The 11505-nt window shown below is 37.4% G+C and carries 11 protein-coding genes; 2 read left to right on the plus strand and 9 right to left on the minus strand.

All coding sequences use genetic code 11. The features are described 5' to 3' along the window. Positions 1 to 189: 189 nt before the first annotated feature. From ABDZ84_RS08875 to groES, 8 genes are all read right to left on the minus strand, one after another. Positions 190 to 828, minus strand: a complete 639-nt coding sequence (locus ABDZ84_RS08875; protein WP_026680386.1) for a hypothetical protein — start codon at positions 826 to 828, stop codon at positions 190 to 192. Continuing rightward, positions 828 to 1868, minus strand: a complete 1041-nt coding sequence (locus tag ABDZ84_RS08880) for a FecCD family ABC transporter permease (protein WP_026680385.1) — start codon at positions 1866 to 1868, stop codon at positions 828 to 830. Before ABDZ84_RS08880 ends, ABDZ84_RS08875 begins: the two co-directional genes overlap by 1 nt. Beyond that, a complete protein-coding gene (locus tag ABDZ84_RS08885) occupies positions 1861 to 2877 on the minus strand; it encodes a FecCD family ABC transporter permease (protein ID WP_343781145.1) in 1017 nt (338 codons plus the stop codon). The genes ABDZ84_RS08880 and ABDZ84_RS08885 overlap by 8 nt, the downstream gene beginning before the upstream one ends. A 54-nt stretch (positions 2878 to 2931) precedes the next feature. Further along, entirely contained in the window at positions 2932 to 3927 is a 996-nt protein-coding gene (locus tag ABDZ84_RS08890; protein WP_343781147.1) for an ABC transporter substrate-binding protein, read from the minus strand. Positions 3928 to 4396: 469 nt separating this feature from the next. Further along, positions 4397 to 5143 (minus strand): RQC-minor-1 family DNA-binding protein, encoded by a 747-nt coding sequence (locus ABDZ84_RS08895; protein WP_343781157.1) that lies wholly within the window; start codon positions 5141 to 5143, stop codon positions 4397 to 4399. Next, positions 5143 to 5448, minus strand: a complete 306-nt coding sequence (locus tag ABDZ84_RS08900; protein ID WP_051388273.1) for a hypothetical protein — start codon at positions 5446 to 5448, stop codon at positions 5143 to 5145. Before ABDZ84_RS08900 ends, ABDZ84_RS08895 begins: the two co-directional genes overlap by 1 nt. 573 nt (positions 5449 to 6021) lie before the next feature. After that, complete coding sequence (gene groL, locus ABDZ84_RS08905) at positions 6022 to 7662, minus strand: chaperonin GroEL (protein ID WP_026680381.1); 1641 nt, start codon at positions 7660 to 7662, stop codon at positions 6022 to 6024. 49 nt (positions 7663 to 7711) lie between these two features. Continuing rightward, the gene (groES, locus tag ABDZ84_RS08910; protein ID WP_026680380.1) at positions 7712 to 7993 is read right to left on the minus strand and encodes a co-chaperone GroES; all 282 of its coding nucleotides are present in this window, start codon (positions 7991 to 7993) and stop codon (positions 7712 to 7714) included. A gap of 718 nt (positions 7994 to 8711) precedes the next feature. Here groES and ABDZ84_RS08915 point away from each other — a divergent pair. Beyond that, positions 8712 to 9419, plus strand: a complete 708-nt coding sequence (locus ABDZ84_RS08915) for a CPBP family intramembrane glutamic endopeptidase (protein WP_121604547.1) — start codon at positions 8712 to 8714, stop codon at positions 9417 to 9419. 41 nt (positions 9420 to 9460) lie between these two features. Continuing rightward, positions 9461 to 9661, plus strand: a complete 201-nt coding sequence (locus ABDZ84_RS08920; protein ID WP_026680378.1) for a YdiK family protein — start codon at positions 9461 to 9463, stop codon at positions 9659 to 9661. A gap of 41 nt (positions 9662 to 9702) precedes the next feature. Here ABDZ84_RS08920 and ABDZ84_RS08925 read toward each other — a convergent pair whose 3' ends face one another. Then, positions 9703 to 10683, minus strand: coding sequence for a hypothetical protein (locus tag ABDZ84_RS08925; RefSeq protein WP_343781151.1), 981 nt, complete (start codon positions 10681 to 10683; stop codon positions 9703 to 9705). Between the last annotated feature and the right edge of the window lie 822 nt (positions 10684 to 11505).

An 11505-nucleotide genomic window follows, 5' to 3' on the forward strand; every position in this document is an offset into this window, starting at 1 on the left:
TATAATCCATTGTCATTCCTATTAGCTATGCTTTTAAAAACAAGCTGAAATTGTATGCCTATTGGTGAATCACATGAAAATCAGCCTAACATTATATAAAATGAAACTTTAATCCGTGGGCTTTTGTTTATCTCCACGGATGGTAGTTAAACAAATTGGACATTTACTGCCGTCGATCCTCCACTCTTCTTAAGACGAACAATTCTTATTATGAAGTGGACACACCAGACAGTGTGTGAGTGTTTCCTTCTTTTTTTCCAGCTTATGAAAGTAGCAGCACGTACGCCTTATTTTTTGTTCACTAAGAGAATTGGGATTAGTCAGATAACTACTCATAGGATGATTCATACAATCAAAATAGCTTCCATCCAATTGATTCAATTCTCTAGCAAGTTCAATAATTCTTTGGCGATGATCGGGATATTTCTCCACTGCTTTTCTAAAGAAAGAGTTGAGCCGAACCGCTACATTTTCCCATAAAATAAAAAGAGGAATATTTGTCACCTGGTGAAACGCCTGCAACAATGGCAAGATATGATAAGCAAAAAGCCCCTCCCAAGCCTCCTGTCGTGAGTCAGTATATTTGACCTGTAGAGCATCTACCCTAATATCCAACTGCTCGCTAATGGTGCAAGAGGAAAGGGGAATGATTTTGGCTTGTTCTTCCCATAACATGGAATCCAATACCTGAGCTGGAAGAACCTGAGCGTACTTCTTCATCATCATTGACGCAGTAACCTTTAAGTTGGGAGCATAGATTCGCTGCATTTGATGATTTAAAAATTCAATACATTTTACCTCTTCCATTAATGCAAGAACAGGAATCATTAACGAAACCCCTTTCTATTGCGGTATAGTAAATAAATGAAAAATGGTGCCCCAATCCCAGCTGTAAATACTCCAGCAGGAATATCCGATGGCAAAAAGGCCGTACGAGCTATGATATCAGCTCCCATCACTATTAACGATCCGATAAGCGCAGAACCAACTACTAAATTAGCAAACGATTTATGCAATATAATCCGAGCGATATGAGGAGCGATTAGCCCAACAAAAGCTATGCCACCTGCAAAAGAAACAGCAGCGCCAGCTAATGCAACACTCAAAGCAAGTAATAGAAAGCGGAAAAATTGAACTCGAACACCCATACCGATCGCTATATCGTCTCCTAATTGCTTGACATTTACAATCCCTGTAAAAAATAGCGAGAGAAAGATCAAGGTAAGGATAATGGGAAGGAGAATGATTACTTCCTGCCAATTGGCACCGTATAAACTTCCGGTTAACCATAGATATACTTTAGAAGCAATGGCAGACTCACTTGATACCATAAACATGGTCACTATGGCATTGGTCAATGCAGAAATGCCAATGCCAATAAGAATTAATCGCATGGGAGTCACCCCATTTGACCATGATAATAAATAGATAATAGCTGATGTAACTGCTGCTCCAATAATCGAAGCCAAGGGAAGCCAATTGACACTCATCTCACCCAGTAAAAAAACAATAAACAAAACCGCTCCTACAGACGCCCCTCCTGTTACTCCTACAATGTCCGGAGAACCTAGAGGATTACGAATCATCCCCTGTAGAATTAACCCGGAAACTCCAAGCCCTGCACCCACAAGGAAACCCATTATTACACGGGGCATTCGGAGTTCATGAAGTATAAAAGTATAATCGCTTTCACTAAAGAGCTCTTGAAAAACCGCTCCCACAGGAATATAACTGCTTCCTGCTGAAAGGCTTATGATAAAGAAAACTACCGTAAGCAATAATAAGCAAATCAAAATAAACAACGACTTTTTATGAAATTGCATTGAAATTTTATCATTTTTACTTCTGATTGTGTAAAAGTCACCCACTTTTCTTCACCCCTTTTCTAGCTATATAAATGAAAAATGGCGTTCCGAAAAGAGCCGTCATAACTCCTATAGGCATTTCCTGAGGGGCAATGACGAGTCGTGCTGCGATATCAGCACATAATAGCAAAGTAGCCCCGAATATACCACTGATCGGTAAAATCCATTGATAATTTGGTCCTGTGATTCCTTTAACAATGTGAGGTACAACCAGGCCAATAAACCCTATCGATCCTGCTATAGCTACAGAGCCTCCAGCTAAAAACACAATAATGATTCCGATTACCAATTTAACCAAACTGGTGTTTAGCCCAAGATTTTTAGCCACATCGTCACCAGACATAAGAATGTTCAGTGGCTTTCCAACCAATAACGAAATAATAATGGCTCCTAAGATAAAAGGAAGAACCGGTAGAAGAAGGCTTAATTCCCGACCCGCCACAGAACCAGCTAGCCAAAACAACACGCTTTGTATACGCTGTTCATCCAAAACGAGCATCCCTTGCGTGAATGAGATAAAAAGCGCGCTAATTGCAGCACCCGCTAAGACAATGCGAACTGGAGACAAGCCATCTTCCCCCATTGAACCTAGTAAATATACGATCGCCCCCGCAAGTCCAGCTCCTATAAAGCCAATCCACATATACCCGCTTAAGGATTCTACTGAAAAGAAGGTAGCTGAAGCGACGATAAAAAATAGTGCTCCTGCATTCACCCCAAAGATGTCAGGTGCTGCTAATGGGTTACGCGTCAATGCTTGCATAAGCGCTCCGGCAATGGATAGACTTGCTCCTATGGTAATAGCAATTAATGTTCGGGTTAAGCGCGACGTACGAATAATGACCTGATTTGTGTCGGAAGGGTCATAATGGAAGAAGGCGTCCCAAACTGTAGAGAGAGGTATAGAGGTTTTTCCTAAAAATATGCTTAAAAAAGATGCAATTACAAATAAAAGCAATAGAACAAGAAGCGTTATCCACCTTAAATGTCGATTGTTTATAAATTTGTTCATTATTTTTCTCCCCAAAGAAACAAAGATAGGAGAAATCCTCCTATCTTTCGTCATTTATTTTTCTAAATCAAACCTGTCATACAAATCGTCCAGCATTAAGTTTGCGGCTTGAATTCCACCGGACATGTTCCATATAACTTCATCGACCATATGAACCTCGTCATTGTTTACAGCGTCCAGATTCTGCCAAAGAGGGTGGTTCGTCCATTCTTTATAATTATCTTTAATCGCTGGGTCATCACTCATGAAAACATAGAAAACATCAGCGTTCATTTCATTAATACTTTCTTTATCGGTTAGCTTCATACCCCATTCATCTGATTGTTGATTCTCTGGTCTAGTGAAGCCTGCTTCTCTAAGAATCATTCCGGCAAAACTATCAAAATAAATACGAGCATGATCACTTCGGAAGTTCAAGATAGAAACATTTAGCGGCCACTCATCTCCTAACTTTTCGGCAGCTTTTTTATTGAAATCTTTAATCCGTTCATCCCAATTGGTCAAGATTTCATCTGATTTATCTTGCTTATTCAACGTTTCTCCCATTAATTTAACTGTTTCCTTAAATTCATAGACTTGATCAATGGCTACAGTGGGAGCAATTCTATTTAGTTTTTCATAGATTTCCTCATGTCGGAGTTTCGATGCAAAAATAACATCCGGTTTTAACTTCGCAATCTCCTCTAAATTTGGCTGTGTCTCTTCCCCCACTAATTTCGTTCCTTCTAGATCATCTCTAAGATACTTATAAATAGGTTTCTCTACCCAGGACTCAACGATTCCTACTGGCTCCACCCCAAATACAATAGCGGTATCCGTTGCTCCTTGGTACAGCGTCACAACTTTTTCAGGGGTTCCCTTGATAGTTGTCGTCCCCATAGCGTGATCAATTTCCCGCTCTTTTGAATTCTCGCTTGAAGACTTCTCCCCTTCCTCAGACGAAGCGTTTTTTGAAGAAGTTTCTTCCGATCCACAAGCTACAAGCAGTGTAACCATAAGTACAACAAATAAAAGTAATCCCCATTTTTTATGTAATTGGTTATTTAGCATATGTATTCCCCTTTTTTGATAATGATAATCATTTTCATTTAATATTATAGTATTTCATATGATAACTCATGTCAACAATACAGTTAGGACTTTCCATCATTTAACTATAAGTAGAATTATAGAATTAAAAAGGAGCTTCTCAAAAGTTCAATAAACTAATCAGAAGCTCTCTACAATATAAAGTAAATCCTTTTTATTAAATAACAAAAGGTATGTTATTCAGGGGTTATCAAACAAACTCCTTCACATAGGGTTTCAGGCGTTATTACATCACCTGAATTTTTTGGAAAAATATTTTCTCGCTCGTTTGGGCATTTTAAAATCTCCTCGGCTTTTATTTGAGCCAAGTCTATCTGACCTTAACTAACTTGTCCAATTAGGTGTAACAGATTCATGTTAACTTTTTTAATTACATCCGAATATTCTTCATTTAAAAATTTCTTACTAAACTCACTTGTTAATAAGAGAATTAGATATCCTTTTCATTACGACACTTTTTACATCTTTTCGGGTATGAAAAGCCTTTTTTCTCATAAAATCGTTGCTCTCCCGTTGTAAAAGTAAATCTTACTCCACATATCCAGCATTTTAAAAGCAGGTCATGCGGCTCTAAGCCCTCTAGTGCTTCATTTATAGATTCTGTCCTTTCTTTTACAACTGAATGATCAATCGGCTCATTTCTATTTATTACATTTATAGTTGTTCGAATCTCAGCTCTTACCTTTTTATAATCAACTTTCTCCCATAATTCTAAATAAGGGATAAACGTTTGATCTCCGGACTCTTTAATCTTCTCAAGCAATAATAGAATCATTTTCCTATTCCGATCCTTTAAATAGCTCATATCAGGATTTTGTTTTCCCTGTTTGGCCCATTCCTTCCATTCATTTAAAAGTTCATCAGCATATTGATCGGACTCTATGTACCAACCCCGCTCTGTGAAAACAATCATTGGAAATTTTCCGTCATACTCAATTTCTAGAAAATCATAATCAATCATCCAATCAATTTTTTTCATAATTTCATCTAGTTTCTCTGACTTAAAATAACCATAGACAGGACACCTATCCAACCCCAGTTGCAATACTTTCTTTTCCCGTGAACCCTTTAAGATTTTAGCAAGAAGTGTTCTTCCTCCTTTTGCAATAATTTCATCAGATGCTCTCAATATAACTTTTATCTCTTCATCAGATAATCGATTAATCTTAGATTTCATCAAAACGGTAAGTCCTCCTCATCCACCCAGCGTTTAGATACAATCGCATCTTCTTGCTTCATAGATTTTCTTAATGCTTTACTGAGAGCTGGGTTAACTGTTAGGCCCCTACCAAACATCTCCCCATAAAGATTACGAATCCATACTTTAACAGTTGCTTTCCTTTTTTGATTAGGGACTGGGATATTTTTAATTAAGCTCTTTGGTGTCATCCTCAACTCCTTGGTCATTTGTATATCAGTCTCATTCAAACGACATCGTGTTTTTGCCCCTTCCCAAGCTTGTGAATTCTTTTTTGTCGCCATCACCATATCCACACCTTTTTATCATTCTATAATTTCTGAGGATTACCATAAGTCCTGTATAATTGTGTGTATTTTTTACTTGAATCCCCTCTTCTATTTTGTTCTCTTTAGTGACAAGACTTCACATTAATTTTACTTTGTTTGAGTCATCTATAAAAGTCATGTATTCTTTTTTATATCGTTTTTCTTTCATCTTCAATTTTTTTGATATTTTCTTTTCGGCAATACACCACCAAAACAGCAAGTTACCCTCATTAAAGAAACCTTTTTAGCAAACTTTTATCATGTCGGATACTTGGTATACAGAAATCTACCTTCAGTATCTAATCTGTACATCGTATACGCAGCCAATTCATCCCACGACTAAAGTCACGAGCGTTCCCGGCTAAATTCTAAATTTTTTCACTGTTTTTTCTAAGAAAATTATAATTCCAACCTACTTCAAGCAGTGAATAGACAAAAAGAGACTTCTCAAGAGTTGAAACCCATTGAGAAATCTCTGTTACTTCATGTTAGTATTTTGTTAGCAAATAACTCAATAATCCTTATTTATCAAGAGTTTTGGAGCATGAATTACATCATGCCGCCCATTCCACCCATGCCGCCCATGTCAGGCATTCCGCCGCCTGCAGCGCCGCCATCTTCTTCTGGTTTGTCAGCGACTACTGCTTCTGTAGTTAGGAACATAGCTGCTACAGATGCTGCGTTTTGTAGTGCAGAACGAGTAACTTTTGTTGGGTCAACAATTCCTGCTTCAACCATGTTTACCCATTCGCCAGTTGCTGCATTGTAACCAACGCCAACTTTTTCACCTTTTAGACGTTCTACAATGATAGATCCTTCTAGACCAGCATTGTGTGCGATTTGACGTACTGGTTCTTCCATAGCACGACGTACAATGTTTGCACCAGTTGCTTCGTCACCTTCAAGATTAAGTTCGCTTACTTTGTTATAAATATTTACTAGTGCAGTACCTCCACCAGCAACAATACCTTCTTCAACTGCTGCACGTGTAGAGTTCAATGCATCTTCAATACGTAGCTTGCGTTCTTTTAATTCTGTTTCTGTTGCAGCACCGACTTTAATTACTGCTACACCGCCAGCTAGCTTAGCTAAGCGTTCTTGTAATTTTTCTTTATCGAAATCAGAAGTAGTTTCTTCAGCTTGTGCACGAATTTGTGCTACACGAGAAGAAATTGCTTCAGGATTTCCAGATCCTTCTACGATCGTTGTGTTTTCTTTTGTAACAACAACTTTAGATGCACGACCTAATTGCTCAATTGTTGCACTCTTAAGATCTAAGCCAAGATCTTCTGTAATTACTTCTGCACCTGTTAGAGTAGCAATATCTTCAAGCATTGCTTTACGACGATCACCGAATCCAGGAGCTTTTACAGCTACAGCGTTGAACGTACCACGAAGCTTGTTAACTACTAAAGTTGCAAGAGCTTCGCCCTCTACATCTTCAGCGATCATTAATAGTGGCTTGCTTTGCTGAACAACTTGTTCAAGTACAGGTAGTACTTCTTGGATATTACCAATCTTTTTATCTGTAATAAGAATGTATGGATCTTCAAGAATTGCTTCCATTTTATCTTGGTCAGTAACCATGTATGGAGAAGCATATCCACGATCAAATTGCATACCTTCAACAACTTCTAATTCCGTGTTAAAGCCTTTAGATTCTTCAATCGTGATTACACCGTCGTTTCCAACGCGTTCCATTGCTTCAGAAATCAAGCTTCCAACTTCACTGTCACCAGATGAAACGGCTGCTACTTGGGCAATAGATTCTTTACTTTCAATTGGATTTGAAATAGTTTTAAGTTCATTCACTGCTACCTCTACAGCTTTCTCAATACCACGACGAACGCCAACTGGGTTAGCACCTGAAGCAACGTTCTTAAGTCCCTCACGAATCATAGATTGAGCTAATACAGTTGCAGTTGTTGTACCGTCACCAGCAACATCATTTGTCTTAGATGCAACTTCTGATACAAGCTGTGCACCCATGTTTTCGAAATGATCTTCTAGTTCGATTTCTTTTGCGATGGTTACACCATCATTTGTAATTAATGGGGAACCAAATTTTTTATCTAAAACGACATTACGGCCTTTTGGTCCTAATGTTACTTTAACTGCGTCTGCTAATGTATCTACACCACGAAGCATTGCGCGACGTGCGTCTTCACTGAATTTAATTTCTTTAGCCATTGATAAAGCCCTCCTTAAATTCTTTAATTAAGTATCTGTATATCTAAGATTAGCCTATGACAGCTAAGATGTCATCTTCACGAAGAATTAAGTACTCTTTGCCTTCGTATTTAACTTCTGTACCAGCAAATTTTGAAAAGATAATGCGATCACCTTCAGAAACTTCTAGAGCAACTTTTTCACCATTTACGATTTTTCCAGAACCAACAGCTACCACATTTCCTTCTTGTGGTTTTTCTTTTGCAGAGTCTGGAAGTACGATACCGCTTGCAGTTTTCTCTTCTTGTTCAACAAGCTCGATAACAACGCGTTCTCCTAGTGGTTTAATCATGAAGAAAGCCTCCTTAATTCCATGTCATTTTATTTATTAGCACTCTATATCACCGAGTGCTAATTCCAATTAATATGATAAATAATTCCTGTTAAAAATGCAAGTATGAAGAATAGATTTTTTTATAAAATTTTCTTACTCGAATCAATTCGTATGTCTTTACCTTCACAACATATCCAAAACCTTTGTTATAACATAAAGAATTACTTCAATGAGTCTACTGCCTGCACAGAAAAGTATTATCATTGATAATGTTTTACCTTGAACACAATAAAGTGAAACTTCAATTCGTGGGAGTTTTGATTATCCTCCACGCTTTGTTAGTACCACAAGGGTATGACCTAAAGCATTTGAGCCAAGCGGATTTACTGGCAGTCGCCCCCCACTTTTAATGCTTATGGCGAAAAAGACCAACTTTATTTCCTTATTAACATACAGATAATGAATTTGTCATACCAAGCCAATGATTCATTCTATTGTAAGTAGCTTTTCATTTTATGATAAAATAAGAGAAGTATAAATAAATACGGTTCTATAGCTTACATAGAATCACCTTAACACACCTTTTTATGTTGCTGATACGTCACTTTTACATGATGTCTAAAAAATCACGTATATGTATTTTATCGTTAATAGATTTATTTCAGCAAACATAAACTAATTGGAAGAAACAAAAATGGATACATTCTTAACTTAGAGATAAAGGAGTCGTTGTATTTTGCCAAAACGATATTGGTGGGTCATCATAACATATGTACTTGTACAATTCTCAGGAGTTATTTTTATCCCACTTCTATATGCATTGTTACCGATTAATCAGATAGACGCGTTTGTTTACTGGTCGCTGATTAGCTTTATAGCAGGAGTAATTATTGTCTTACAATTAATGAAACCAGACATGAAACAAGGAGTAAATCAACGAGATGCTGCTTCTACTGGAAATGTAATTCTTTGGTCTATTCTCGGTGTATTCATGGCATATTTCGCACAGGGAATCGCCGGATCAATTGAAGTGAAGCTGTTAGGTATTGGACAAGATTCGGAAAACACACAGGCAATTATGGATGTGACTCGTATGTCACCACTGTTTATGATAATTCCTATGTTTGCCGCTCCAATCCTGGAAGAAATCATCTTCCGTAAAATTATTTTCGGACGACTGTATTTACGGACAAACTTCTTCATTGCAGCACTTTTATCCGCGCTCATTTTCGCGGTTATTCATGGTGAGCCTGAGCATATACTTGTATACGGTTCGATGGGCTTAGTGTTTGCGTATCTTTATGTAAAGACAAAGCGTATTATTGTACCAATTATTGTTCATATGGCTATGAACTCATTAGTCGTACTTATACAATATAACATTGACCCAGAGGAATTAGAAAGACAGTTAGAAGAACTACAAACCATTTTCATGCTACATTAATACGAAATGTTGAGTAAGGATTTATTATGGAGGCTTTATAAATGAAGATTTCACCGAAGACCATGGCGATTATTTATTTTATTATGGGAGTATTCTTTACGTACATTGCCATTCTGAGTGCAGATGATACCATCTGGAATGTGACCACAATTATATTAGCAATATTTGCTACACTTGAAATAGGCGTTAGTATTCGTTTAATGTCCTTACATTTTCGCCTTAAACATAAAAAGAAGGAATAGCAGTGTATTATGCTGCTTTCCTTCTTTTTTCATGGGTGCTTTTATTTAACCGCCTTTAACTTCTCCAACCAAGCTTCTTTTTGTTTTATTTTTTGTTCCATCGTTGTATAGCGGATAACAAACATATCGGAATCCTTCACAAACACGCGGGCAAGTTCCTCTTGATCATATTGCAGTGAGTCATTAGTAATAGCAAATTCATAGAATCCTTCTTCGTTTGTTACATCCATTTGCTCAAATTGAAGCTCTCCATCAATCATATCACTCAAGTTACCTTCCATGTTTGTAATGAAGTTTTTAACTCCGATCAAATCTTTTCCATCTTCATAATAATGAAGCGTCAGTAATTCAGTATAATTCTCAAAGGTTTCTCCAGAAACTAAAAATTCAACAATAGCCTCCCCTGATTCCTCTGCATAGTTTCCAAGCTCCCATTTATCTTCACTAAATGGCATCTCTAAACTTCTAATTTCTTCTACATAGTTACCTTCCATCACAGGCTCTGCTTCCCCAGCCTCAATTACTTCTCCATTCTCGTCCAAATTAATCGTTTCGCCGATTTCACTGCTATAGATTTTCCATTCCCCATTATCCGGCTTCAATATATGAACACCTGTTGTTTGATTGTTTTGGTAATCAGGGCCTTCCACTTTCATATTCGTCTGCGTATAAGCTAATCTTGCTTCAGCTGCTGACTTTTCTTCTACATGTACATCCGTTAATGTAATATCTAATGTATATGCTTGTAGGCTATTTATTAGCTCCTTTGTTGTATCATAACCAGGGGACCCAGGATGAATGGTTTTCATATGGCCTTGCAAATCCTTATCCATCATTGTTTGAATATTTTCTTCTAGAACTGCCTTTAAGGTATCATCTTCTGGAATAGTAGCTTCTGCTTTTGGTTCTTCACTAGCTTTGGCAACTTTTTCACTATCACTACTATCTTTAGCACCACATCCGACTATGAATATAAGGCTAAATATAAAAATAAATAGTAGTGATTTCACCTTCTTCAACATACAATTTTACCTCCTGATTTATGTAATAAGTAAGAATCCCTACTTAGCATAGCTCATGCATATGTATAAAGACAGACGTCTTTATACCCAAAAAATATTCTGAAAATACAGGCTGAAGGTTCTATAAAATTAATGTATTACCAATATATTCCTAAATTAGACGCAAAAAAATACAATAAATTGGAAAAATAATGCAATTTATATGCCATAACACCTGTTTAGTTTCTGGGTATTACTCTAAAAATCACCGTAAAAAAAATAATAATACCTTACAGATCATGTGAAACTTCTATCTGCTGGGAATTTTGTTCCCCACGGTACCACAAGAGTATGACCTAAAGGCCTTTGAACCAATCAGACATTTACTGCCAATCGATCTCTGACTTATCCATATTGGTTTCTCTTTATTGCTTGAAGTGGGGTATTACTGCTAGTTATATGATGGGATAAAACAATTATAATTAATGACCAGTAGACATTGTTGTCCTCATGAGTGGGCTCAAATAGAAATGTACGACTGGAGCGTGTCACCGGAAATAAAGCAATCATGGTGAGCTTGCGAGCCAATGTTGACTTAGCATAGGGCGATTCGTGAAGTCGCCTCGTTTCTGGGCGCTATAACTAGACGCCGACCCAACACGCTTATATCTACATGGGCTAATTTTATAACTATAAGAAAAACTGAGCAAAATTCGCTCATCTCTTATCACTACATGCTCAGATTTACGCTTCCTCTAGTAGCTATTATGGAATCACTCCGGCTGCCCACTTCCCTTTCCGTGGGGTTTGTCCTTCAGCTAACTTTTTTAGCAAAACCCGCTC

This window comes from Virgibacillus salarius (assembly GCF_039521925.1).
In the GTDB taxonomy this organism is placed as follows: domain Bacteria; phylum Bacillota; class Bacilli; order Bacillales; family Amphibacillaceae; genus Virgibacillus; species Virgibacillus salarius.

Bases quoted from the DNA above. Each gene is read 5' to 3' on its own strand.
- ABDZ84_RS08875 (WP_026680386.1), bottom strand. From the start codon at position 828: ATGATTCCTGTTCTTGCATTAATGGAAGAGGTAAAATGTATTGAATTT.
- ABDZ84_RS08885 (WP_343781145.1), bottom strand. From the start codon at position 2,877: ATGAACAAATTTATAAACAATCGACATTTAAGGTGGATAACGCTTCTT.
- ABDZ84_RS08890 (WP_343781147.1), bottom strand. From the start codon at position 3,927: ATGCTAAATAACCAATTACATAAAAAATGGGGATTACTTTTATTTGTT.
- ABDZ84_RS08895 (WP_343781157.1), bottom strand. From the start codon at position 5,143: ATGAAATCTAAGATTAATCGATTATCTGATGAAGAGATAAAAGTTATA.
- ABDZ84_RS08900 (WP_051388273.1), bottom strand. From the start codon at position 5,448: ATGGCGACAAAAAAGAATTCACAAGCTTGGGAAGGGGCAAAAACACGA.
- groL (WP_026680381.1), bottom strand. From the start codon at position 7,662: ATGGCTAAAGAAATTAAATTCAGTGAAGACGCACGTCGCGCAATGCTT.
- groES (WP_026680380.1), bottom strand. From the start codon at position 7,993: ATGATTAAACCACTAGGAGAACGCGTTGTTATCGAGCTTGTTGAACAA.
- ABDZ84_RS08920 (WP_026680378.1), top strand. From the start codon at position 9,461: ATGAAGATTTCACCGAAGACCATGGCGATTATTTATTTTATTATGGGA.
- ABDZ84_RS08925 (WP_343781151.1), bottom strand. From the start codon at position 10,683: ATGTTGAAGAAGGTGAAATCACTACTATTTATTTTTATATTTAGCCTT.